General features: G+C 60.3%; 18 protein-coding genes and 1 pseudogene. 8 read left to right on the forward strand and 11 right to left on the reverse strand.

Translation table 11 applies throughout. The features are described 5' to 3' along the window. Positions 1–4: 4 nt before the first annotated feature. Both AC1ROI_RS17820 and rlmKL read right to left on the reverse strand, forming a co-directional pair. Complete coding sequence (locus tag AC1ROI_RS17820; protein ID WP_102594097.1) at positions 5–2,407, reverse strand: sensor domain-containing diguanylate cyclase; 2,403 nt, start codon at positions 2,405–2,407, stop codon at positions 5–7. Between the two features lie 141 nt (positions 2,408–2,548). Beyond that, positions 2,549–4,825, reverse strand: a complete 2,277-nt coding sequence (rlmKL, locus tag AC1ROI_RS17825) for a bifunctional 23S rRNA (guanine(2069)-N(7))-methyltransferase RlmK/23S rRNA (guanine(2445)-N(2))-methyltransferase RlmL (protein WP_010456487.1) — start codon at positions 4,823–4,825, stop codon at positions 2,549–2,551. Positions 4,826–5,356: 531 nt separating this feature from the next. Here rlmKL and rmf point away from each other — a divergent pair. Beyond that, positions 5,357–5,572, forward strand: a complete 216-nt coding sequence (gene rmf / locus AC1ROI_RS17830; RefSeq protein WP_003223300.1) for a ribosome modulation factor — start codon at positions 5,357–5,359, stop codon at positions 5,570–5,572. A gap of 314 nt (positions 5,573–5,886) precedes the next feature. On the opposite strand, the gene AC1ROI_RS17835 is transcribed toward rmf, so the two are convergent. Beyond that, positions 5,887–6,906, reverse strand: a complete 1,020-nt coding sequence (locus tag AC1ROI_RS17835; RefSeq protein ID WP_010456498.1) for a quinone-dependent dihydroorotate dehydrogenase — start codon at positions 6,904–6,906, stop codon at positions 5,887–5,889. Between the two features lie 231 nt (positions 6,907–7,137). Here AC1ROI_RS17835 and AC1ROI_RS17840 point away from each other — a divergent pair, with 231 nt between their 5' ends. The 7 genes and pseudogenes from AC1ROI_RS17840 (at position 7,138) to cobA (ending at position 17,377) form a co-directional block, all read left to right on the forward strand. Further along, a complete protein-coding gene (locus AC1ROI_RS17840) occupies positions 7,138–8,349 on the forward strand; it encodes a CmpA/NrtA family ABC transporter substrate-binding protein (RefSeq protein ID WP_010456499.1) in 1,212 nt (403 codons plus the stop codon). Positions 8,350–8,364: 15 nt separating this feature from the next. Beyond that, the gene (locus tag AC1ROI_RS17845) at positions 8,365–8,940 is read left to right on the forward strand and encodes an ANTAR domain-containing response regulator (protein ID WP_008146285.1); all 576 of its coding nucleotides are present in this window, start codon (positions 8,365–8,367) and stop codon (positions 8,938–8,940) included. Positions 8,941–9,289: 349 nt separating this feature from the next. Then, positions 9,290–10,501, forward strand: coding sequence for a nitrate/nitrite transporter (locus AC1ROI_RS17850; protein ID WP_077748200.1), 1,212 nt, complete (start codon positions 9,290–9,292; stop codon positions 10,499–10,501). Between the two features lie 7 nt (positions 10,502–10,508). Then, entirely contained in the window at positions 10,509–12,179 is a 1,671-nt protein-coding gene (locus tag AC1ROI_RS17855; RefSeq protein ID WP_102594098.1) for a bifunctional protein-serine/threonine kinase/phosphatase, read from the forward strand. 428 nt (positions 12,180–12,607) lie between these two features. Continuing rightward, positions 12,608–13,861: pseudogene (locus tag AC1ROI_RS17860) on the forward strand (NAD(P)/FAD-dependent oxidoreductase); the annotation flags it as partial. A gap of 2 nt (positions 13,862–13,863) precedes the next feature. Further along, the gene (locus tag AC1ROI_RS17865; protein ID WP_102594099.1) at positions 13,864–16,581 is read left to right on the forward strand and encodes a nitrate reductase; all 2,718 of its coding nucleotides are present in this window, start codon (positions 13,864–13,866) and stop codon (positions 16,579–16,581) included. A gap of 10 nt (positions 16,582–16,591) precedes the next feature. After that, the gene (gene cobA / locus AC1ROI_RS17870; RefSeq protein WP_010456514.1) at positions 16,592–17,377 is read left to right on the forward strand and encodes a uroporphyrinogen-III C-methyltransferase; all 786 of its coding nucleotides are present in this window, start codon (positions 16,592–16,594) and stop codon (positions 17,375–17,377) included. Between the two features lie 75 nt (positions 17,378–17,452). On the opposite strand, the gene AC1ROI_RS17875 is transcribed toward cobA, so the two are convergent. From AC1ROI_RS17875 to ppsA, 8 genes are all read right to left on the reverse strand, one after another. After that, a complete protein-coding gene (locus tag AC1ROI_RS17875; protein WP_102594100.1) occupies positions 17,453–18,487 on the reverse strand; it encodes an OmpA family protein in 1,035 nt (344 codons plus the stop codon). A 107-nt stretch (positions 18,488–18,594) separates the two neighbouring features. Beyond that, entirely contained in the window at positions 18,595–19,185 is a 591-nt protein-coding gene (gene sigX, locus AC1ROI_RS17880) for an RNA polymerase sigma factor SigX (RefSeq protein WP_010456518.1), read from the reverse strand. Between the two features lie 87 nt (positions 19,186–19,272). Beyond that, positions 19,273–20,097, reverse strand: coding sequence for a mechanosensitive ion channel family protein (locus AC1ROI_RS17885; RefSeq protein WP_008027407.1), 825 nt, complete (start codon positions 20,095–20,097; stop codon positions 19,273–19,275). A gap of 2 nt (positions 20,098–20,099) precedes the next feature. After that, positions 20,100–20,348 carry a hypothetical protein gene (locus tag AC1ROI_RS17890; protein WP_007944521.1) on the reverse strand — a complete coding sequence of 83 codons (249 nt, stop codon included), beginning with the start codon at positions 20,346–20,348 and terminating at the stop codon, positions 20,100–20,102. 63 nt (positions 20,349–20,411) lie between these two features. Continuing rightward, positions 20,412–21,407: a zinc transporter ZntB gene (locus tag AC1ROI_RS17895; RefSeq protein ID WP_010456526.1), complete on the reverse strand. Its 996-nt coding sequence runs from the start codon at positions 21,405–21,407 to the stop codon at positions 20,412–20,414. Between the two features lie 26 nt (positions 21,408–21,433). Further along, positions 21,434–21,925: a ribonuclease E activity regulator RraA gene (gene rraA / locus AC1ROI_RS17900; protein ID WP_010456528.1), complete on the reverse strand. Its 492-nt coding sequence runs from the start codon at positions 21,923–21,925 to the stop codon at positions 21,434–21,436. A gap of 121 nt (positions 21,926–22,046) precedes the next feature. Then, positions 22,047–23,036, reverse strand: coding sequence for an alpha/beta fold hydrolase (locus AC1ROI_RS17905; protein ID WP_102594101.1), 990 nt, complete (start codon positions 23,034–23,036; stop codon positions 22,047–22,049). Positions 23,037–23,134: 98 nt separating this feature from the next. After that, positions 23,135–25,510 (reverse strand): phosphoenolpyruvate synthase, encoded by a 2,376-nt coding sequence (ppsA, locus tag AC1ROI_RS17910; protein ID WP_010456532.1) that lies wholly within the window; start codon positions 25,508–25,510, stop codon positions 23,135–23,137. Positions 25,511–25,680 lie beyond the last annotated feature (170 nt).

Consider the following 25,680-nt stretch of genomic DNA (forward strand, 5'->3'; position numbering starts at 1 on the left):
AGGCTTAGTTCATCTCTGCTTCAACGCGATCCCGTCCCGCCTGCTTCGCCGCATAAACCCCAGAATCCGCCCGCAGCAACAGCGCATCCGCGCCCTCCCCGACTCGCCAACTGGCGATCCCGAAACTCGCGGTCACGACCCCGACGCCTTCGATCGGTGAACTGCGCAAGGCTTGCCACAGTTGCAAGGCCAGCACGTGGGCCTGTTCGCCGCCGATGTCCGGGCACAGCACCATGAACTCCTCGCCACCCAGGCGGCAGAACACGTCGGTACGTCGCAGACGATGGCCGATGCGCTCGCACACGGCCTGCAACACCCGATCACCCACGGCGTGGCCATGCTGGTCATTGATGCGCTTGAAGTGGTCGATGTCGAGCATGATCACCGACAACTCGCCACCCCCGCGCTCGACCCGGGCCATTTCGGTGGTCAGGCGCTCTTGAAAGTAACGGCGGTTGTGAATTCCGGTCAGGGAGTCGGTGATCGACAGCGCCCGCAGTTCTTCTTCCACCCGCTTCAGGTCGGAAATGTCCGAGATGTAGCCATGCCAGAGCACGCCGCCGCCCGGCAGTTCCTCCGGGGTCGCCTCGCCGCGAACCCAGCGCAGACCGCGCTGCGGCAGTTGTACCCGGTACTCCTCGCGCCACGGGCTGAGCGTATTCGCCGATGCGCGTATCGAGTCGCGAACGCGGGTTGTGTCCTGGGGATGAATCCGCGTGAAAATCGCTTCGGCGTTGAGCAGCAAAACGTCCGGCTCGAGTTCATAGATCTCGCGAATCCCGTCGCTGGCGTAGATCACACTGAAACGGCCGTCGAATTCCATCTTGAATTGATAAATGCCACCGGGCACATGGGCGCTGAGCTTTTTCAGCAACAGGTCTCGGGCGGCCAGGGCCTCGTGGACACGCTTGCGTTCGGTGATGTCGATGCAGATCGCCAGATGCCCGACCCACAGGCCTTGCTCGTCGAGCACCGGGGTCGCGAGCATGTTCACGGTCAAATGGCTGCCGTCCTGACGGACCAGCGTCCACTCCCGCGCTTCATGACCGCCCTCTTCTCCACCTTCGACCAACATCGCCTGGCAGGTCGGAATTAGCTTGCCATAGCGCGCACTCAATTCCGCCGAGCGTGCGACCAGCTCTCGGGGAAAGTGAAGGTTTTCCAGGGTCATGCGCCCCACCACTTCAGCGCTGGAGTAACCCAGCATTTGCTCGGCCCCGGCGTTGAAGGTGTTGATGACACCTCGCAGGTCGGTGGCGATGATCGCCACTTGCGTCGCAGCATCCAGCACGCCGCGCAACTGGCCGTGAGTGCCGCGCAATTCCTGCTCGCGGGCGTGCAGCTCCTGGGTGCGCTGCTCGACCATTTTCAGTGCGCGCTGGCGTTGGCTGACCAGCACGTAGAGCAACGCACTGAGCAGCACACTGAGCAAGCCACCGAGCACCACCAGGCTGGTCACCGAGGAATGGTTGGCTTTCAGAAAGGCTTCGCTGGGCAGGATATCGACTTGATAATCGTGGTCGGCCATACGCAACAGGCGTGTCGCGGACAATTCACTGGGCGCAGGCGGGTTAGAGGACTCGTAAAGCACTTCATGCTGATCGTCGGTGGACAGATCGAGGATGCGTACCGAGAGATAGTCATAACTGGCCTCCGGCAACCCGTCCGCCAGCAACTGGCGCATGCTGATCACGGCCATGACATATCCGTAGGGTTTCATGTCCGCCGTCGCCGCATCGCGCTGACGCTTCACCGGCGCCACCAGCAGCACGCCACGCGCATACGCCGGCTCGATGCCGACCAGATGCATCGGCTGCGAGACGGCCATGCTGCCCAGTTTGTCCGCCCGATCAAGGGTGGCGCGGCGTAACGGCTGGGCAAACAAGTCGTACCCCAGCGGCGAGCCGAGTCGGCTTCGGGTCTGGCTGTAGCGCACCGCCACGTATTCATCCCGCTCGGCAGCCAATTGCAGCTGGCCCTTGGCATTGAGCTCACGCAGAGTGAAGTCGCTCAAACCGTCTTCTTCACGCACCTTGCGCTCGAACGCCGCCCGCTCGGCACGGGTGACCCGCGCCGCGAATGAATACGCCTGCGTGCGGTGCAGCAGCGGTTGGGTGTAACCGTCGAACTCCGCGCGGGAGACTGACTCGGAATTGGCGAAGAACCGGCGCAGGCCGTCGAGGCGCTGCTCCTGATCTTCGAAACGTTCTTCGATGCGGCTGTAACGTTCGCTGGCGAGCAGCTGGAAACGTTGCCGTAATTGATGGTGATACAGATTCAGCGTCGACCAGGCCAGCAATCCAGTGAGAACCCCACCGACGAGCAATACCAGCAGCGCGACCAGCCAGGCCGAGACATCTTCACTGATAAAACCCAGGATCTTGGGGCGCACGGCGTGCAACGACATAAACGCAACTCAAAACGCCAGGTGCGGGAAAGCCCATTGGCCATGCGTTGAGTTATAGCTATTAGCCATCAATTTGACCAGCACAGAAAGAAGCCAAGAGCCTTTAAAATCAAGGCTCTGTGGATCCAATCCCTGCAAGTGTCAACGAGCCGTGATTTTCCAGGCTCGGTGGATCTTGCCATTACGGGCGAAATCCGGATCGATGGTCTGGGCGGTGATTTCTTCAACGGCATAACGCGCGCTGAGGTTTTCCTCGAGCGTGAACTTGCGGAAGTTGTTGGAGAAGTACAACACGCCGCCCGGCGCCAGGCGCGCCATGGCCAGGTCGATCAACTGCACCTGGTCGCGCTGCACGTCGAAGATCCCTTCCATGCGCTTGGAGTTGGAGAACGTCGGCGGGTCGATGAAGATCAGGTCGTACTCGTCACGGCAGGCATCGAGCCACGCCATCACGTCACCCTGCTCCAGACGGTTCTTGTCGGAGAAACCGTTCAGTGACAGGTTGCGACGCGCCCAGTCCAGGTAGGTTTTCGACAGGTCGACGCTGGTAGTGCTGCGCGCGCCGCCCTTGGCCGCGTGAACGCTGGCGGTCGCGGTGTAGCAATACAGGTTGAGGAAGCGCTTGCCGGCCGCCTCTTTCTGGATGCGCATACGCATTGGGCGGTGGTCGAGGAACAGTCCGGTGTCGAGGTAGTCGGTGAGGTTGACCAGCAGCTTCACGCCGCCTTCGTTAACCTCGACAAACTTGCCCTGGGCCGCTTGGCGTTCGTATTGCTTGGTGCCGCTCTGACGCTCGCGGCGCTTGACCACCACGCGGCTCTTGTCGATGTTCAGGGCCTGCGGAATCGCCGCCAGGGCATCGAACATGCGCGCCGAGGCTTTTTCCGGGTCGATGGACTTCGGCGCAGCGTATTCCTGGACGTGGACCCAATCGTGATACAGGTCGATGGCCATGGAATATTCCGGCATGTCGGCATCGTAGACGCGGTAGCAATCAATGCCCTCGCGCTTGACCCACTTGCCCAACGCCTTGAGGTTCTTTTGCAGGCGGTTGGCGAACATCTGCCCGCCTTCGCTCAAGCGCGGTTGCTCGATCACTACCGGGGCCGGTTTGATCGGGTTGCCGTTCTTGTTGTACTTCTCGTATTTGCCCGGTGCTACGTCGTTGTCGGCGACTTCGACTTCGGCTTGAACTTGTTCGCGCTCGACCTGACGCTGTTCCGGGGTGCGACGCTCGCCGGTGACGAACTGGTCCGGCGTGACTTTGATCAGCAGCAACTTGCACGGCAAGGCGCCGTTCCAGAATGAATACTGTTTGTGGCTGCGGATGCCCATGCGCTTGCCCAGGTCCGGCGCGCCGGTGAACACCGCCGCTTCCCAGTTCAGGCAGGCCTGACGCAGACGCTCGCCAAGGTTCTGGTAGAGGTAGAGCAGGCTCGCCTCGTCGCCCAGACGCTCGCCATATGGCGGGTTGCAGATCACCAGACCTTTCTGGTTCTGGTCCGGACGTGGCTCGAACGTGCCGACTTCGCCCTGGTAGATCTTGATCCACTCGCTAAGGCCCGCACGTTCGACGTTGTTGCGGCCCGGTTGAATCAGGCGCGGATCGGCTTCGTAACCGCGAATCCACAGCGGTGGCTTGGCCAGGCCGGCGGCGGCGCGTTCGGTGGCTTCTTCGTGGAGCTTTTTCCACAGCGCCGGCACGTGGCCGAGCCAGGCGGTGAAGCCCCACTGTTCGCGACGCAGGTTCGGCGCCATGTCGGCGGCGATCATCGCCGCTTCGACGAGGAACGTACCGACACCGCACATCGGGTCAGCCAGTGCGCCGCCTTCGGCCGCAATGCGTGGCCAGCCGGAACGGATCAGGATCGCGGCCGCGAGGTTTTCCTTCAGCGGCGCCGCGCCCTGCTGCAAACGATAACCGCGCTGGTGCAGGCTGTGACCGGAGAGGTCGAGGGAGAGAATCGCTTCGCCACGGTCCAGGCGCAGGTGAATGCGCAGGTCCGGGTTGAGCTTGTCGATGGACGGACGATCGCCCTGCGGAGTGCGCAGTTTGTCGACGATGGCGTCTTTGACTTTCAGGGCGCCGAAGTGCGTATTGTCGATGCCCGAGCCGTGGCCGCTGAACTCGACGGCCAGGGTGCCGTCATTGAGCATGTGGTCTTGCCACTCGATGTCGAGTACGCCGTGGTACAGGTCTTCGGCGTCCTTCATCGGGAAACGCTTGAGCACCAGCAGCACCCGGTTCGCCAGACGCGACCACAGGCACAGGCGATAAGCGGTTTCCATGGTGGCCATACCGCGCACGGCAGAGGTGTGCTCACGTGCTTCTTCAAGGCCAAGCCCGACGGCTTCCTCGATCAGCAGGCCTTCAAGGCCTTTGGGACAAGTGAGGAAGATTTCGAATTGATCGGACATTGGAATCTCAGAGCCTTTAGCTAAGTGAACCGGCAACGCATTGCCGGCCCGGTTTTCAATCAGGCGCTTTTCTAAAAGAGCGCCCGCGTGGCACGAAGGTGTGCCGTCCCACCTGTGCTGCTCAGGTTAGAAGAGCTTAGATGCACAGGCAGATAAAAAAGTTGATGCAACAAAATGTCATAAGTCGACCCTTCGTCGAATAATCGTCCTGCTTAACAGGATCCATTCTCACAAAGGATTAACTCCATCATTCTGTGGGGGGCCGATCATACAGGGCTTTGACCAAGAAACACGGGACAAACATCGAGTTACTTATGGCCGTTGCATCTTTATGGTTACGTTCTTATGACAAAACGATCATTCCCTCGATGTGACGCATTGGTTAGAACTCAACACAGGTTGACGCCGCAACGACGTCAACACCTTGGCTCGCGACGCCGGCAGCGAGCCCCAACGGCAGGAGTTTTTTTCTGCCAGACCTCAATTGAGGTCGACGCGATAAATACAGTCAACAAGTGAGGGCAACACCCTATGAGAAGACTTAAGCGTGATCCGTTGGAAAGAGCATTTTTGCGCGGATATCAATATGGCGTTGGTGGCAAATCCCGTGAGCTTTGCCCATTTACTCTACCGTCGGTACGCCAAGCCTGGATTAACGGCTGGCGAGAAGGACGCGGCGACAACTGGGACGGTATGACCGGCACTGCGGGAATCCACAGACTCAACGAACTTCACGCCGTCGGCTAACACAGGGCACAACACTCCGACACGACAATCTGATTACGTAACGACTTACCACGCACGCCCCATCCGGGCGGCGGGCTCCGGCCCAGGGGCTCCTTCGAGGAGCCCTTTTTTATGCCCGCCAATTACCTGGAATCTGAACACTGCTTTTGTGGCGAGGGAGCTTGCTCCCGCTGGGCTGCGAAGCGGCCCCAGAACCAGTCACAACTCGGAGTGTCAGGTAAAACGCGGTTGCGGGGTTTACGACTGCTTCGCAGCCGAGCGGGAGCAAGCTCCCTCGCCACAGAAAACCTCAGCGCCAGGACCTGCTCAGCCCTTCAGCGCAGCGCCGCGATGGCGTCGACGGACTCGCGAATCAGCGCCGGGCCTTTGTAGATGAAGCCGGAATAGAGCTGCACCAGGCTAGCACCCGCAGTGATTTTCTCAGCCGCATGCTTGCCTTCGGTGATGCCGCCCACGGCGATGATTGGCAAGCGACCCGCCAGTTCCGCCGCCAGTACCTTCACGGTGTGGGTGCTCTTGTCGCGAACCGGTGCGCCGGACAGACCGCCCGCCTCATCACCATGCTCCATGCCTTCAACGCCCACACGGCTCAGGGTGGTGTTGGTGGCAATCACTGCGTCCATCCCGGTTTCGATCAGCGCTTGCGCGACCTGAGCGGTTTCTTCATCGGTCATGTCCGGCGCGATCTTGATCGCCAGCGGTACATGTTTGCCGTGGCGCAGGGCCAGTTCCGCGCGACGGGTCGCCAGATCAGCCAGCAATTGCTTGAGCGAATCGCCGAATTGCAGGCTGCGCAGGCCCGGGGTGTTCGGCGAGCTGACGTTGACCGTCACGTAACTGGCGTGGGCGTAGACCTTGTCCAGGCAGATCAGGTAATCGTCGACCGCGCGCTCAACCGGCGTATCGAAGTTCTTGCCGATGTTGATGCCCAGCACGCCCTTGTACTTGGCCGCCGCCACGCGTGCCAGCAGGTGATCGACGCCGAGGTTGTTGAACCCCATGCGGTTGATGATCGCCTCGGCCTCCGGCAGACGGAAAATCCGTGGCTTGGGGTTACCCGGCTGCGGACGCGGGGTGATGGTACCGATTTCGACAAAGCCGAAACCCAGCTGGGCAAACCCGTCGATGGCCGCACCGTTCTTGTCCAGACCGGCCGCCAAACCGACCGGGTTCGGAAACTCCAGGCCCATGACGCTGACCGGCATTTTCGCCGGCGCCTTGCACAGCAGACTGTTGAGGCCCAAACGCCCGCCCGCGCCGATCAGGTCCAGGGACAGATCGTGGGAGGTTTCCGGGGAAAGTTTGAACAACAGCTGACGGGCCAGGGTGTACATGGGCGGTTTTGACTCGAATGGCGGCGAAATGAGGCGGCGATTATAGCCGGGCATCGGTGCCGCAAGCGAGGCGCGCAACAAAATCAGCGGACGATGGCATATGCCTTGCACCCTCACTGACATCAGCACTCATGCCAACGGCGGGATGAGTCGAAAGACAAAGGCGTCGTCACTTGGCCTTGCCCTGGCAAGCAGCCCGGTACGACGCTTTTTTTTGGAAGGTGTTTAACCATGAATGAAACCACAGCGGGCCCACTGGCCTGGGTCAATGGCAGTGATGCCCCGGAAAAGACTGAGATCAACCTCGGCTTCATGGCCCTGAGTGACTGCGCCTCGGTGGTGGTCGCGGCCACGCAGGGTTTCGCGCAGCCTTACGGCCTGACCCTGAACCTCAAGCGCCAGTCGTCCTGGGCCAACCTGCGGGACAAACTGGTCAGCGGCGAACTCGACGCCGCCCACAGCCTGTACGGCCTGATCTACGCCGTGCACCTGGGCATCGGCGGCGTGGCGCCGACCGACATGGCGGTGCTCATGGGCCTGAACCAGAACGGCCAGAGCATCAACCTTTCTCATGGCTTGCAGGCCTTGGGGGTGACCAGTCCTGAAGCACTGGACCGGCACGTGCACCAAAGTCGCCCAAAACTGACCTTCGCCCAGACATTTCCGACAGGCACCCACGCCATGTGGCTGTATTACTGGCTCGCGAGTCAGGGCATTCATCCGTTGCAGGACGTCGACAGCGTGGTGGTGCCACCACCACAGATGGTCGCGCACCTGCAAGCCGGACGCATCGACGGCTTCTGCGTCGGCGAACCGTGGTCCGCCAGCGCGGTGAAGCAGAATCTGGGGTTCACCATGGCAACGACCCAGACCATCTGGCCCGATCACCCGGAAAAAGTCCTCGGCTGCACTCGCGCCTTTGTCGAGCAGTACCCCAACACCGCCCGGGCGTTGGTGATGGCGATCCTCGAAGCCAGCCGCTTCATTGAAGACGGCAGCGAGAACCGCCGCAGCACCGCGAAGCTGTTGAGCGCGCCCGAATACCTTGATGCACCGCTCGATTGCATCGAACCGCGCTTGCTTGGCGACTACGCCGATGGCCTCGGCAATCGCTGGCAGGACCCGCACGCGCTGCGTTTCCATGCGGGCGGTGAGGTCAACGTGCCGTACTTGTCCGATGGTATGTGGTTCATGACCCAGTTCCGCCGCTGGGGCTTGTTGCGCGACGACCCGGATTACCTCGGCGTGGCCCGTGAGGTCCAGCAACTAGACTTGTATCGTGAGGCCGCCAGCGCAGTCGGTGTTGCCGCCGAGGGTGAGGACATGCGCAGCAGCCAATTGATCGACGGCAAAGTCTGGGACGGCTCCGACCCGACCGGCTATGCCCGCAGTTTCAAGCTGCACGCAATGAGCGAAAGCTCGCACCGAATCGCCAGCCGCTGACAGGAGATTGCGAATATGTTGCGTATCCTGCTGATCAACGACACCGCGAAGAAAGTCGGTCGCCTGAAAGCAGCCCTGACCGAAGCCGGGTTCGAGGTGATCGACGAATCCGGCCTGACCATCGACCTGCCCGCGCGCGTCGAAACGGTGCGTCCGGATGTGATTTTGATCGATACCGAGTCACCCAGCCGCGATGTGATGGAGCAAGTGGTGCTCGTGAGCCGCGACCAACCGCGACCGATTGTGATGTTTACCGATGAACATGACCCCGATGTGATGCGCCAGGCAATCAAGTCCGGGGTCAGTGCCTACATCGTCGAAGGCATTCACGCACAACGCTTGCAGCCGATTCTCGACGTGGCCATGGCGCGCTTTGAAAGCGACCAGGCCCTGCGCGCCCAGCTCAACGCCCGCGACCAGCAACTGGCCGAGCGCAAGCGCATCGAGCTGGCCAAGGGGCTGTTGATGAAGATGAAGGACTGCAACGAGGAAGAGGCTTACACCCTCATGCGCCGCCAGGCCATGAGCCGGCAGCAGAAACTGATTCAGGTGGCGGAGCAGATTATTGCCATGAGTGAACTGCTCGGCTGAAGCCTTGCGAAGTCTGTGAAGACGCCTTCGCGGGCAAGCCTCGCTCCTACAGGTGCCCACGACATCTGAACTCACCACAAAACCTGTAGGAGCGAGGCTTGCCCGTGAATGGCCGCAACGCGTCATCAAGGTGTTGGCACAGATCTGGCTAAGTAATCCATACAGGTAACCAACGGCGGTTGCCCCACCTACGACAAAGACGTCGCTCACCTCATTTGCCCACGGCGAATCGGGTGGCGGCGTTTTTTCGTTTTGGCCCCAGAGATCGGGGCCGGTGGTGCGGCCGAGGCGGCGCCCCACCTGCAAGCTTCTGACTCCTTCTCGAGACTCCCTACAGCTGAGGTGCGCGATGAATTCAAGCTTCTGGAAATCTGGCCATACCCCGACATTGTTCGCGGCCTTCCTCTATTTCGACCTGAGTTTCATGGTCTGGTACCTGCTCGGCCCACTGGCGGTGCAGATCGCCACCGACCTGCAACTGACCACCCAGCAACGCGGGCTGGTGGTGGCCACACCGATTCTGGCCGGGGCCATACTGCGCTTTTTGATGGGCTTGCTGGCTGATCGCCTGTCACCCAAGACCGCTGGCCTGATCGGCCAGGTGATTGTCATCTGCGCCCTGTTCGTTGCCTGGAAACACGGCATCCACAGTTACGAACAAGCGCTGCTATTGGGCTTGTTTCTCGGTGTGGCCGGCGCATCCTTCGCCGTCGCCCTGCCGCTGGCCTCGCAATGGTATCCGCCGCAGCATCAGGGCAAGGCCATGGGCATCGCCGGCGCCGGCAACTCGGGCACCGTGCTTGCCGCATTGATCGCCCCGGTGCTGGCGGCCGCCTTCGGCTGGAGCAACGTGTTCGGCTTCGCCCTGATCCCGCTGATCCTGACCATCATCGTGTTCGCCTGGCTGGCCAAAAACGCCCCTGAACGGCCGAAAGCCAAGTCCATGTCCGACTACTTCAAGGCCTTGGGCGACCGCGACAGTTGGTGGTTCATGTTTTTCTACAGCGTGACCTTCGGTGGCTTCATCGGCCTGGCCAGCGCCCTGCCCGGCTATTTCAACGACCAATACGGCCTGAGCCCGGTCACCGCCGGCTACTACACCGCAGCCTGCGTGTTCGGTGGCAGCCTGATGCGCCCATTAGGCGGCGCGCTGGCCGACCGATTCGGCGGGATTCGCACGTTGCTGGGGATGTACACAGTCGCAGCGATCTGCATCGCGGCGGTGGGTTTCAACCTGCCGAGTTCCTATGCAGCGCTGGCACTTTTCGTCTGCACCATGCTCGGTTTGGGTGCGGGTAACGGCGCGGTCTTCCAATTGGTCCCGCAACGTTTTCGTCGGGAAATCGGTGTAATGACCGGCTTGATCGGCATGGCCGGCGGCATCGGCGGTTTCGCACTGGCAGCGGGCATGGGCGCGATCAAGCAAAGCACTGGCAGTTATCAAATGGCCCTGTGGTTGTTCGCCAGCCTTGGCGTGCTCGCCTGGTTCGGCCTGCACGGGGTGAAACGTCGCTGGAGAACCACCTGGGGTTCGGCCGCTGTGACCGCTGCCCGGGTCTGAGACTGCAATGAGCCTGCAATTGAGTTTTGCCGAAGCGAGCGCCATCGGCCCTCGCGAGGAAAATCAGGACGCCCTGCGCCTGGTCACTCCGGCCCCGGCGCTGGCGGCAAGCAAGGGTTACCTGTTTGCCATCGCCGACGGGGTCAGCCAGTGCGCCGACGGCGGTCTCGCCGCCCGTTCGACTTTGCAGGCCCTGGCGCTGGACTATTACGCCACCCCGGAAACCTGGGGTGTCGCGCAAGCGCTGGATCGCCTGCTGCTGGCGCAAAATCGCTGGTTGCAGGCCAATGGCGGTGGGCAACCATTGCTCACCACTGTCAGTGCTTTGGTCATGCGCGGCAGGCGTTTTACCTTGGCCCATGTCGGCGATTGCCGGGTGTACCGCTGGCACGCCGACACCTTGCAGCGGGTCAGCGAAGATCACGTCTGGGACCAGCCGGGCATGCAGCATGTGCTCAAGCGAGCGCTGGGGCTCGATCAGCATCTGGTCCTGGATTTTCTTGACGGTGAACTTCGCCTCGATGAGAGCTTTGTGCTGCTCAGTGACGGCATCTGGGCGGTGCTGGGCGACACCGCCATTGCGGCGATTCTGCGCGACCAACCGGACCTGCACAGCGCGGCGCAAACCCTGGTCAGCGCAGCGCACCTGGCGGGCAGTCAGGACAATGCCAGCGCCCTGTTGGTGCGAGTCGATGCCCTCGGTGAGACGAGCATTGGCGATGCGCTGATTCATCTGCAGCAATGGCCACTGCCACCCGCATTGAAACCGGGCCAGATGTTCGAGGGCTGGCAGGTCGAAGGGATGCTCGGCCAGAGCCAGCAGTCGCTGCTTTATCGGGTTCGCGACAGCCAACAACACCCCTGGCTGCTGAAAACCTTGCCCGGCGCACTGCGCGACGATCATCTCGCCGGTCAGGCTTTGCTGTCGGAGGAATGGTTTCTCAAGCGCGTGGCCGGACGGCATTTCCCTGAAGTTCATGCCGCCAGTCAGCGTCAGCATTTGTATTACGTGATGCGCGAGTATTCCGGCTCCACTCTGGCGCAGTTGCACGAACGGGTTGCCGCGCTGCCGCTGGCGCAATGGCAGGATCTGGCCGAACGTCTGCTCAAGGCCGTCGGCATGCTGCATCGCCGGCAGATTCTTCATCGCGACATCAAACCGGAGAACCTGTTGCTGGGCGACGACGGTGAATTGCGCTTGCTGGATTTCGGCCTCGCCTACTGCCCTGGTCTGTCAGAAGATCAACCCACGACCTTGCCCGGCACGCCGAGCTATATCGCGCCGGAAGCCTTTGCCGGTGAGGCACCGACACCGCAACAGGATCTGTACGCAGTCGGTGTCACCCTGTATTTGCTGCTGACCGGGCATTATCCCTACGGCGAAATCGAAGCCTTCCAGCGTCCACGCTTTGGCGTGCCCGTCAGCCCCAGCCGTTACCGCCCCGACCTGCCGGACTGGATCGCGCAAAGCCTGGAGCGCGCGGTCGCGGCGGATCCGGGTCAACGGTTTGAAACGGCGGAAGAATGGTTGCTGTTGCTGGAGCAGGGAGAGCGACGCAGTTTGAGTGTGCGGCCCAGACCGCTGCTGGAGCGCGAGCCGTTGAAGGTCTGGCGGACGCTGGCGCTGGTGATGTTGGTAGTGAATCTGGTGCTGCTGGTTTTGCTGTTTCATGGCTGATTCCGCGTCGCGCCCATCGCGAGCAGGCTCGCTCCCACAGGGGATCTCCAGTGTCCGGGAGACCATTGTGGGAGCGAGCCTGCTCGCGATGGCGGACTGACAGCCCCGCCAGCCCCATCAGCAACTCGCTCCATTAATGGGCAACGCGCTTTGATTCGGTGCAATAAATCGGACGCTTTGACTCAAAACTGTTATTTCCCGCTCTAAACCCGGGTTCTGACGACTTGGCACAACCACTGCATTACCTCTCCCAACAGACATAAAGCCCAGCCTTCAACGATGAAGGGTGTGCTTCCCGAGAGAACGGGACCAGGACAAAGGCGTCCTCGCTAGGCAACTAGCGGGACGCCTTTTTTTGTTTGCGCAAAATATGTCGAGCAAGACCTGACAGCCCTGATGAGGCGGGTCCGAGCTCCCCGGAGAACCTGATGAAAAAACTAAAACTGGTGATGATCGGCAACGGCATGGCCGGGGTTCGTACCCTGGAAGAACTGCTCAAGTTGAGCAACGAGCTGTACGACATCACGGTCTTCGGCGCCGAACCCCATACCAACTACAACCGCATCCTGCTGTCCCCGGTACTGGCCGGTGAACAGACCTTCGAAGAGATCGTACTGAACGATCTCGACTGGTACCTGGACAACAACATCAAGTTGCTGCTCAACCGCAAAGTAGTGGAGATCGACCGGATCAAACGCCGCGTGATCGCCGACGACGGCACCGAAGCGGAATACGATCGCCTGCTGATCGCGACCGGCTCGACCCCGTTCATCCTGCCGATCCCCGGCAACGCTTTGCAGGGTGTGATCGGCTATCGCGACATCGCCGACACCCAGGCCATGATCAACACCGCGAAAACCCACAAGCACGCCGTGGTGATCGGTGGCGGTCTGCTCGGCCTGGAAGCTGCAAACGGTCTGATGCTGCGCGGCATGCACGTCACCGTGGTGCACATCGGCGAGTGGCTGCTGGAGCGGCAGCTGGACAAAACCAGTGGCCAACTCCTGCAAACCGCCCTTGAAGCCCGCGGCCTGCATTTTCGTCTGAGCGAACAGACCCAGGCCCTGCACGATGCCGGCAACGGCCGGGTCGGCTCGGTTGAATTCAAGAATGGCGACATCATCCCCGCCGACCTGGTGGTCATGGCCGCCGGCATCCGCCCAAGCACCGAACTGGCGGAAAAATCCGGCATCCCCTGCCATCGCGGGATTCTGGTCAATGACACCCTGCAAACCTATGACCCACGGATCTACGCCATCGGCGAATGCGCCAGCCACCGCGGAACCGCCTACGGCCTGGTCGCGCCGCTGTTCGAGCAAGCCAAGGTCTGCGCCAACCACCTCGCGCAACTGGGCTTCGCCACCTACAAAGGCTCGGTGACCTCGACCAAATTGAAAGTCACAGGCATCGACCTGTTCTCCGCCGGCGACTTCATGGGCGGCGAAGGTACCGAAACCATCACCCTCTCCGACCCGATCGGTGGGGTCTACAAAAAACTGGTGATCAAGGATGACGTGCTGGTCGGCGCCTGTCTGTACGGCGACACGGCCGATGGCGGGTGGTATTTCCGACAGATTCGTGAAAATCACGACATCGACGAGATCCGCGATCACCTGATGTTCGGCGACGCTTCGTTCATGGAGCAGGCCATCGGCGACGCAGGACACTCCGGCAGGGAAGCACGCTGATGAACCAGATTACCGCTTCCACCTGTTGCTACTGTGGGGTCGGCTGCGGCGTGCTGATCGAGCATGACGGCGAGCGCATTCTCGGCGTCAGCGGCGATCCGAGCCACCCGGCGAACTTCGGCAAGCTGTGCAGCAAGGGTTCGACCTTGCACCTGACGGGCGACTTGACTGCGCGAGCGTTGTACCCCGAACTGCGCCTGGGCAAAGGCCTGGCCCGCAGCCGCACCGACTGGGACACCGCCCTCGACCACGCGGCCAATGTCTTTGCCCGATCCATCGCCGAACACGGCCCGGACAGCGTGGCGTTCTACATTTCCGGGCAGTTGCTGACCGAGGACTATTACGCTTTCAACAAACTGGCGCGAGCGCTGGTGGGCACCAACAACATCGACAGCAATTCGCGGCTTTGCATGTCATCCGCAGTGGTCGGCTATAAGCGCAGCCTCGGGGCCGATGCGCCGCCATGCAGCTACGAAGACCTGGAACTGAGCGACTGCGTGATGATCGTCGGCAGCAACATGGCCTACGCCCACCCGGTACTGTTTCGTCGCCTGGAAGAAGCCCGGTCCCGCCGCCCGCAGATGAAAGTCATCGTCATTGACCCCCGTCGTACCGACACCTGCGATTTGGCCGACCTGCACCTGGCGATTCTTCCCGGGACCGATGTCGCCTTGTTCCATGGGATTTTGCACCTGCTGCTGTGCGAAGACTGGGTCGACCGCGATTTCATCCAGGCTCATACCGAAGGTTTGGCCGAACTGACCAATCTTGTACGCGATTACACGCCGTCAATGGTGTCGCAGCTGTGTGGGATCGAGGTCGAGCAATTACAGGAATGCGCCAGATGGGTCGGCACCTCCACGAGTTTTCTGTCGCTGTGGTGCATGGGATTGAACCAGTCCACCGCCGGTAGCGCCAAAAACAGCGCACTGATCAATCTGCACCTGGCCACCGGGCAAATCGGCCTTCCCGGCGCAGGACCGTTCTCCCTGACCGGTCAGCCAAATGCCATGGGTGGACGGGAAACCGGCAGCCTGTCGAACCTGCTGCCGGGCCATCGCGAAGCGGCCAATGCCGAGCATCGCGCGGAAGTGGCGGCCTATTGGGGCGTTGATCAACTTCCGGAAAATGCCGGGCTTACCGCAATCGAGTTGTTTGAGCAGGTTCGCAGCGGAAAAATCAAAGCCCTGTGGATCGCCTGCACCAACCCGGCCCAATCGTTGCCGGACCAGACCGCCGTGCGCGCTGCCCTGGAGGCCTGCCCGTTCGTGGTGTTGCAGGAAGCCTTTCGCACCACCGAAACCGCCGCGTTCGCCGACCTGCTGTTGCCTGCCGCCAGTTGGGGCGAAAAGGACGGTACGGTGACCAACTCCGAACGGCGCATTTCCCACGTTCGCCGGGCCATCGTCGCACCGGGTGAAGCGCGTTCCGACTGGGCGATCACGGTGGATTTCGCACAACGCCTGGAAAAACAGCTGCGCCCCGGGCAAAACAGCCTGTTTGCCTTTGAAACGCCGGCGCAGGTCTTCGACGAATACAAACACCTGACCCGCGGGCGTGATCTGGACTTGTCCGGCATCAGTCATGCGCTGATCGACCGCCTCGGCCCACAGCAATGGCCTTTCCCCTCTGGCGCCAGCGAAGGCACTGCACGCCTGTATCTCGACGGTATTTTCCCGACCGCCAGCGGACGTGCTCAGTTTGTGGCCGATCCGTATCGCGCGGCCAGGGAACAACGCGACGCACACTTCCCGCTGACGATGATCACCGGTCGCTTGCGCGATCAATGGCACGGCATGAGCCGCACCGGCACCGCCGCGCAGCTGTTCGGGCATGTCAGCGAGGCCGTGTTGAGCCTGCATCCGGATGAAATGCGTCGGCATCGTCTGCAACCCGGCGATCTGATCAGCCTGAAAAGTCGGCGCGGCGCGGTAATCGTGCCGGTCGCCAGCGACGACAGCGTGCAGCCTGGCCAGGCCTTTCTGCCCATGCATTTTGGTGACCGTTTCCTCAAGGGCGGCGTGAACACCCTCACCCTGCCCGCTTTTGATCCGCTGTCAAAACAACCGGAACTCAAACACAGCGGCGTGCGACTTGAGCCGGTGCAGTTGCCGTGGCAGCTGTTCGCCCTGGTCGAAGGCAATGTTCAACAACATTTTGAGACGCTACGACCGCTCTGCGAGGCGTTTTCCTACGCCAGCCTCAGCCTGGTCGGCCGTGAACGCCCTGCGCTGCTGATACGCGCTGCCAGCGCCACCGCGCCTGATCCGCAACTGCTGCGTGACATCGATCAGTGCCTGGCGCTCAACGACGGTCCCGTACTGGCCTACGACGACCCACGACGCTCCATCGGCAAACGCGTGCGGATCGAGAACGGTCGGATCACCGCGATTCGCCTGGCCGGCGAAACACTCGCCCAACACTGGCTGCAAAACCTCTGGCTTGAGGGACGCGTCGACGAACAACTGCGCCGTTGGCTGCTGGCACCACTGAGCGCGCAGCCGGGTAACGCGGGCACGGCGGCAGCGGGCACCAAAACCCTTTGCAACTGCAAGAACGTCAGTCAACGCGCGGTCTGCGCCGGCATCAGCCGTGGCCTGGACTTGCAGGGCCTGAAACAAGAATTGGGCTGCGGCACGCAATGCGGCTCCTGTGTACCTGAAATCAAGCGTCTACTGGCTGCCACTGCGCAGCCGATCGCCGTTATCGCGTGAGGAAAATACGATGAGCGCAAAAGTCTGGCTGGTGGGTGCAGGTCCCGGCGACCCTGAATTGCTGACCCTCAAGGCTGTTCGGGCGTTGAGAGAAGCAGATGTTGTGCTGATCGACGATCTGGTCAATGACGCGGTGCTGGAGCATTGCCCCGGCGCGCGGATCATTCCTGTGGGCAAACGCGGCGGCTGTCGTTCCACGCCTCAAGCCTTCATTCATCGCCTGATGCTGCGTTATGCCCGCCACGGCAAATGCGTGGTACGGCTCAAGGGCGGCGATCCGTGCATCTTCGGTCGCGGCGGTGAAGAGGCACAGTGGTTGCGCGAGCACGGCGTTGAAGTCGAACTGGTCAATGGCATCACTGCCGGGCTGGCGGGTGCGACGCAATGCGATATTCCGCTGACCCTCAGAGGCGTTGCCCGTGGCGTGACGCTGGTCACCGCCCACACTCAGGACGGCAGCAGCCTGAACTGGCAGGCCCTGGCCCAGGGCGGCACGACGCTGGTGATTTATATGGGCGTGGCGAAGCTGAGCGAGATCCGCGAGCAGCTGCTGGCCGGGGGGATGGCGGCGGATATGCCGGTGGCGATGATTGAAAACGCGTCCCTGGCGCACCAACGGGAATGTCGGAGCAATTTGACGGCCATGGAACAGGATGCCTCAGCATTCGAATTGAAAAGCCCGGCGATCCTGGTCATTGGCGCGGTAGCAGCCCGCTCTGCGCTTTACTGTGGGAACGAGTCTGCTAGCGAAGCGGACTTGTCCGTCGACATCAATGCTGGATATCAACGCGCCTGACGGCTCGCCCCTCACCAAATCGCAGACAAAGAAAAGCCCGGCCTAAGCCGGGCTTTTCTCAGAGCTGCGGGCTAATTACTTAGCTTGAGCTTCAACCTGCGCTTCTACGCGACGGTTTACAGCGCGGCCAGCTTCAGTTTTGTTGTCAGCAACTGGGCGGGATTCGCCGTAGCCAACAGACTGAACGCGGGTCGATTCAACACCGTACTGGTTGGTCAGAACTTGCTTAACGGCGTTTGCACGACGCTCGGACAGTTTCTGGTTGTAAGCGTCAGGACCGACGGAGTCAGTGTGACCTTCAACAGTAGTGGTGGTGGATGGGTACTGTTTCATGAAATCAGCGAGGTTTTTGATGTCGCCGTAGCTGTTAGGCTTGACTACCGACTTGTCGAAGTCGAATTTCACGTCCAGTTCAACACGAACAACTTCAGCAACTGCTGGGCAGCCATCAGCGTCAACAGTTACGTTGGCTGGGGTGTCCGGGCACTTGTCAACGTTGTCGCAAACGCCATCGTTGTCGCTGTCGGAGCAGACTTCAGCTGGTGCTGGAACTGGAGCAGCAGCAGGCTTGGAGCCGCCACCGAAGTTCACACCGATACCGACGCTTGGAGCCCACTCGGTGTCGCCTTGGTCGATGTTGTACTGAGCTTCAACGCCAGCACGGGCATAGAAGTTGTCAGTGAAGTACAGCTTGGCACCGCCGCCAACGTTGGCGAAGGTGGAACGGTTACGACCGTTGCTGCCATTCTGACCAATGCTCTGGTCCGAGAAACCGGCAGAGACGTAAGGACGCAGCATGTCACCTGGGTTGTTGAAGTGGTACAGAGCGTCCAGAGCGGTGTTAGCGCCCTTGATGTTACGACCGTCGTCGGAACGAACGTTGTGCACTTCGTCGTAGCCCAGACGCAGTTCAACGTCGTCGGTCAAGAAGTAACCGATCGAGCCGCCGAACAGGTTGCCGTTGTTCTTGAAGTTACGAGCGCTGTCGAATTGTTCTTTCTTAGCGAAGCCTTCGATTTCAACTGCGCCTTGGCCTTGTGCCAGAGCGCCGAACGAAGTGGCGGCAATCAAAGAACCAATGGCCAAGCCCAAGGTGTTTTTCAGTTTCATCCGTTAAATCCCCATCTGGTGATTGTGAAGCAGTCCCGCAAACCGGGGGACAACTCGGCGGCAAGTCTATCAGAACTTGCCTACACGTAAGAGATATTTGCGCCGAACTAAGTTTCAGCAATGCCTGCAAATTTCTCACGCAATTTGTCTAGAGCGCGTTTGTACCGCATTTTTGTTGCACTCAAACCCATGTGCATGATGTCTGCGATCTCCTGAAACTCCAGCTCTGCGACAAATCGTAGCACCAGAATTTCACGGTCAATCGGGTTCACATACACCAGCCAGCGATCAAGTCCACCCTTATCCTCGGGTTTCGGCGTCTTTTCTTCAGACGCTTCCTCGAGGGGGTCCAGACTCAAAGCGTCCATCAAGCGACGCTTTCGCCGTTCCTTCCGATACTGTGTGATGCATTCGTTGTACGTGATGCTGTAGAGCCACGTTTTGAACTTCGATTTTCCCTCGAAGTTCTTCAGGCCATACAACACCTTCAACATCACTTCCTGACAGACATCGTCCGCGTCGCGATCGTTCCCCAGATATCGTGCGCAGACGTTAAATAATGTTCGTTGGTAACGCCGCATCAGTTCTTCATAGGCGCGTGTTACGTGAAACAGCTCGGTATGCGAGCGCGCGACCAACTCCTCATCAGAGAGCTCGCGGGGGTCGTAGCGCGTGGAGAGCGATTGAGCTTTATTCAAAACAAGTCGGGCCGACAGTCAGGTCAATGTCCGCCGCAGCCCTTACAGGGCACTTTGCGGCGGCATACATTAGCAGGGTTTGCCGGGTTAGCGGCTACTCACATGCTGCTCCAGGAGGATCCGATTGGAGAGAGAGACTAGCTCACCCTCATCGGTCAGCAATGTGGTTTTAACCGTGCCGATCTCTTCGATCTGACCTTCGACCTCGCCAACACGCACTTGTTGCCCAACCTGATACAACTCACGCACATAGATTCCCGCAAGAATCTGACCGGCAATTTCCCGGCTTCCCAACCCCATGGCCAGCGCAACTGCCAGACCAACGGTAATCAAAACGATCACAATCACGTGGTTGAGCAGGTCAGTCTTGACCTCCAACTGGCTGATCGCGACCGAAATACTGATGATAATTACCAGCCCCTGGGCAATTCGCCCCAGGCCCGCAGCGTAATCCAGCCCTACGCCCTCTGCGGCACCACGCACCAGCCCATTGGCCAGTTGCGCCAGCAAAACACCCACCAGCAGCACCAGCGCGGCGCCAAATACTTTTGGCAAATACAGCGCAAGCATGTCAAGCGTAGCCGAAACTCGCTCAAGTCCAAGGGACTCTGCGGCAGAAACCAGAAAAATCAGCAGAACGAACCAATAGACAATCTTTCCGATCAGGGTCGAGATCGGCACTTGCAAGCCGGCCCGGGACAGCAATTTGGTCAGACCGGTGCCGCCCATCAGGCGATCAAGGCCCAGCTTGGCGAGCAACTTCGACAGCAAAGTATCCAAAAGTTTCGCAACGACGAAACCCAACAGCAGCACAACCAGCGCGCCGAACAGGTTCGGGATGAAATTGGCCACCTTGGTCCATAACGCAGTCATTGCAGTGACGAGGCTCTGTGTCCAGAGATCAAGTTCCATATTCAATCAGCCTTATCAGCGGTGCGAACGGTAGGTTTACGGTGGCGGGATACCGGCGAGACGTGGGCCGAGCCGTTATTGAGGGCAATCATCAGCGCGGGCAACCAGCGGCCCAGCAGGCTGAACAGATCGCCAGCGCCGACTTGGCGGTTGGCGGTTTTCAGGACACGCCCAAGGCACGCATCGTCGTCACGGGTGGACGGCGAGGCGTTCAGCATGTCGCGCAAAGACTGTTCAAACGGATCGTGCATACGCACCTCTCGTGATGTCTGTGAAAGACGCGGTCAAATTTGCCCGGGTCACATGGCTCATCGTCACACCCAGCGCAAACGTCTAAATAACCACCACTGTCCGAGCGCTACCGAAACCATCATCAGGCACGCGATCAGGAACCCATAAGGGCTGGCGGAGAATGGAATTCCACCGACGTTGATGCCCAGAAGACCGGTCAGAAAACTCATCGGCAAAAAGATCCCGGTGATGATCCCGAAGCGGTACATCGTGCGATTCATGCGCACGCTCAAACGTCGGTCTTCAGCCTCGAGGACCAGCCCCACCCGCTCCCGGGTCAATTCCAGCTCCTCAAGATATCGGGTCAGGCTGTTGTTCAATTCGTTCCAGTAATCGCCATCGTCTTCGACGAACCAGGGCAGTTTTATCCGCGTCAGCTGTCCGAAAATTTCCCGCTGCGGAGCAAGGAAACGTTTCAGTGCAGCAGCCCGTCGACGGATCTGCAAAATGGCGCCGTGCTCGGGTGTATACCGTTCGTCGGCATCCAGCTTTTCTTCTTCCTCATCGACCACTTCCGAGAGGCAACTGACCAGATCCTGCACCTTGTGGGTGAGGTACTGAGCCATATAAAGGATGAGTTCGGAGGCGGTTCTCGGCCCTTTGCCTTCGGCCAGCGTCACCAGCAACTCATCAGTGGCGCGCAATGGACGCAGGCGAAGGGAAATCACACGCTGGGCTGAGGCGAAGATACGCACCGAGACCATGTCTTCCGGTTCTGCGCCCGGGTTCAGGTTGACCCCGCGCAGAAACAGCAGCAGTTCGGAGTCCGGCAGCGGCAGAAGGCGCGGACGGGTGTTCTCTTCGAGCAGCAGGTCACAGCTGAATTCACTCAGACCGCTGGATTTGCGCAGCCAGGTCTGGGTTTGCGGGTGACTGCGATCCCAGTGCAGCCACAGGCTTTCATGGGCCTGTAGCTGCAAGTCATCGAGTTCAGTCCGGGCTATCGAACGCGCACCGCCTTTACCATCCAGCACCAGGGCATGCACCAGCCCCCACTGCGCGTTTTCTTCCTCGAACATCCTCACCCCTTTGTTGGTCTTGCGCTTTATTCAGGCATCTTCAGCGGGCTTGGCGAGATGATCACGCCGTTGTTGTCCGCGTAGATGTAATGGCCTGGATGGAAGGTCACGCCCGCAAAGGTCACCGCCACGTTGAGATCGCCGATACCACGCTTATCGGTCTTCATGGGATGGCTCGCCAGTGCCTGAACCCCCAGGTCGGTTTGCGCAATGACGTCGACGTCACGGATGCAACCATAGATCACCAGCCCTTCCCAGCCGTTGTTCGCGGCTTTCTCGGCGATCATGTCGCCCAGCAGGGCACGACGCAGGGAACCGCCACCGTCGACCACCAGCACCTTGCCATTGCCCTTGAGCTCGGCTTGTTCCTTGACCAGCGAGTTGTCTTCGAAGCACTTGATGGTCACGATTTCGCCGCCGAAAGAATCACGGCCGCCGAAATTGCTGAACATCGGTTCCAGCACCTGCACCAGCTCCGGGTAGGCGTCGCACAGGTCAGGCGTGAGGTAATGGTTCATCGAGAAACTCCTGTAGAGAGGAAGACAATCGAGTGTGTCGCAAAGTGACCGGAACAGCTCAATGCGTCATATCTTAGCCTCAAGCCGAACAGAGCGAAATGCCCTTGTTAGAGCATCAGGCTCAGATTGCCGTGGTCAAATCCGGCTTTTCTCCCAGTAAAGGCGTTTGCTGATCAGCCAGCCAGCGCGCTACCAACGGCCAGACTTCGGTTTGGGCGGCTTTGCTGACGAGCATTTCCACGTGACCGAAATTATCGCCAAAGCCCTGCTCGCGGCCAAGGTTGATGAATTGCTTGTGTTCGGAACCCATTTGATCGAACAACTTGCGGCACGCCCATGCCGGATCCTGGTGATCGCCAGCGGCACTCACGGCCAGCACCGGTATTTGAACGTCGGCCAATCCCGCCCACCAGTCCTTCTGCGCATCGCCGAAGCGCCCGAACAGGCCATACCAGCGCATGCTTTCCAGGGCCAGGCCAATCGGCTCGTCCTCCGGGCCACGCTTGAGCCGCGAACCGGACAGTTGGGCGAAACGCTTGAGAATGAAGCGCCCGCTCCACTCCACCGGTGGAATTTTCAACGGCCAGTAGGTGCGACTGACCTGCGTGCCGAAGAACGCCGCCGACGCCACGACAGGCTCGCCGATGTATTCCCCACCCAGTGCCGCCGCCAATGTGATGCCGCCCAGCGAGTGACCGATCCAGTGCGGGACCTGACCGCTCTGCTCGCGCACGAACGCGCCAATGGCCGGCAGATCGTAACGGGCGTAGTCGGCAACACGGTTCTTGCGGTAGTTCTGATTACGCTGGGACAGGCCGTGACCGCGCATTTCGGGAATCCAGACATCGAATCCCAGACGCGTCAGGTAAGCGCCCAGCCCAAGTCCTTTCGGCGAGAACCAGAACCGGCGATTGGAAAAGCTGCCGTGCAACAAAATCACCGGCACGCCACGCACGGACGATTCATCAGCCATGCCAAGACGCGTCACAGCCAGTTCGACGGTGCCGTCAGGGCTGTTGCCAGGTTTCAAACGATAGACATCTTCGCTCAGATCGCCGCGACGCTCGGCGCTGATCAGGGCGACAGGAAATAGGTTGCTGCTGCTTTGCATAATGCTCTTGCACAAAAAAGGGCGGCTTCCAGAGGAGCCCGCCCTACTTGAATCTTAAAGCCCCAGCCACTAAAGCGGCCGGGGCTTCACTCACACCATCAAGCCGAAGCCTGACCTTCAGCCAGGAAGAACCAGGTTTCCAGCACGGAATCGGGGTTCAGCGAAACGCTTTCGATGCCCTGCTCCATCAGCCACTTGGCCAGATCAGGGTGGTCCGAAGGGCCCTGACCGCAAATGCCGATGTACTTGCCAGCCTTGTTGCAGGCCTGAATCGCGTTGGCCAGCAGCTTCTTGACCGCCGGATTACGCTCGTCGAACAGGTGCGCGATGATCCCGGAGTCACGGTCCAGGCCCAGGGTCAGCTGGGTCAGGTCGTTGGAGCCGATGGAGAAGCCGTCGAAGAACTCGAGGAACTCTTCAGCGAGGATGGCGTTGGACGGCAGCTCGCACATCATGATGATGCGCAGACCATTTTCGCCACGCTTCAGACCGTTCTCCGCCAACAGATCGATGACCTGGCTGGCTTCGCCGAGGGTACGGACGAAGGGCACCATGATTTCGACGTTGGTCAGGCCCATCTCGTTGCGCACGCGCTTGAGGGCACGGCATTCGAGTTCGAAGCAGTCGCGGAACGATTCGCTTATGTAACGCGAGGCGCCACGGAAACCCAGCATCGGGTTTTCTTCTTCCGGCTCGTAGAGCTTGCCGCCGATCAGGTTGGCGTATTCGTTGGACTTGAAGTCCGACAGACGCACGATGACCTTTTTCGGCGTGAACGCAGCGGCCAGAGTGCTGATGCCTTCAACCAGTTTCTCGACATAGAAACCGACCGGATCGTCGTAACCGGCAATGCGCTTGTCGACGCTGTCCTTGATGTCCTGCGGCAGCCCGGCGTAGTTCAGCAGCGCCTTGGGGTGCACGCCGATCATGCGGTTGATGATGAATTCCAGACGGGCCAGACCCACACCGGCGTTCGGCAGTTGCGCGAAGTCGAATGCACGGTCCGGGTTACCGACGTTCATCATGATCTTGAACGGCAGATCAGGCATGGCATCGACGGAGTTTTTCTTGATGTCGAAGCCCAGTTCGCCTTCGAAGATGTAACCGGTGTCGCCTTCAGCGCAGGAAACAGTCACGCCCTGGCCGTCTTGCAACAGCTGGGTGGCGTTGCCGCAACCGACCACGGCCGGGATGCCCAGCTCGCGTGCGATGATCGCCGCGTGGCAAGTACGGCCGCCACGATTGGTGACGATGGCGCTGGCGCGCTTCATGACCGGTTCCCAGTCCGGGTCGGTCATGTCGGAGACCAGAACGTCGCCTGGCTGGACCTTGTCCATCTCGGACACGTCCTTGATGATGCGGACCTTGCCGGCGCCGATGCGCTGGCCGATGGCGCGACCTTCAACCAGCACGGTGCCGGTTTCTTTCAACAGGTAACGTTCCATGACGTTGGCCTGAGTGCGGCTCTTCACGGTTTCAGGACGGGCCTGAACGATGTAGAGCTTACCGTCGTCGCCGTCTTTGGCCCATTCGATGTCCATCGGGCACTTGTAGTGCTTCTCGATGATCATCGCTTGCTTGGCCAGTTCGCTGACTTCAGCGTCGGTCAGGCAGAAACGGGCGCGATCAGCCTTGTCCACGTCGATAGTCTTGACCGACTTGCCGGCCGTGGCGACTTCGCCGTAGATCATCTTGATGGCCTTGCTGCCCAGGTTGCGACGCAGGATGGCCGGACGACCGGCGGCCAGCGTGCCTTTGTGGACATAGAACTCATCCGGGTTCACCGCGCCTTGTACGACGGTTTCACCCAGGCCGTAGGCGCCGGTGATGAACACCACGTCACGGAAGCCCGATTCGGTATCGAGGGTGAACATCACGCCGGCGGTGCCGGTTTCGGAGCGGACCATGCGCTGCACGCCAGCCGACAGGGCAACCAGTTTGTGGTCGAAGCCCTGGTGGACGCGGTAGGAAATCGCGCGGTCGTTGAACAGGGAGGCGAACACCTCTTTGGCGGCGCGAATAACGTTTTCGACACCACGGATGTTCAGGAAGGTTTCCTGCTGACCGGCGAAGGAAGCGTCCGGCAGGTCTTCGGCGGTAGCGGAAGAACGCACGGCCACGGCCATGTCAGGGTTGCCGGCCGACAGCGTGGCGAACGCAGTGCGGATCTCGGCGTTGAGTTTCTCGGGGAATTCGGCTTCCATGATCCATTGACGGATCTGGGCGCCAGTCTTGGCCAGGGCGTTGACATCGTCGACGTCCAGGGCGTCGAGGGCGGCGTGGATCTGATCGTTCAGGCCGCTCAGTTCCAGAAAATCACGATAAGCCTGAGCTGTCGTGGCGAAGCCACCGGGCACCGATACACCGGCACCTGCGAGGTTACTGATCATCTCGCCCAGGGATGCGTTCTTGCCCCCTACGTGCTCTACATCATGGACGCCGAGCTTATCGAGGGAAACTACGTACTCTACCAAGGTGATCTCTCCACTAACTGTGTTGGAAAAGCTCAGAAGCCGGGCGCTCGGGGGAGCGTTTGCCAGCTGTATGGCCTGGACCTGGAAAATAAGTGAGAATGCGGGCCACTGGCGGCCGGCAAATCGCGCCTATCATATCCAAGATTCGTCACTAGCTTAAGGCCCAAGGT

It is taken from the genome of Pseudomonas sp. GW823-FHT02C02 (assembly GCF_058797635.1).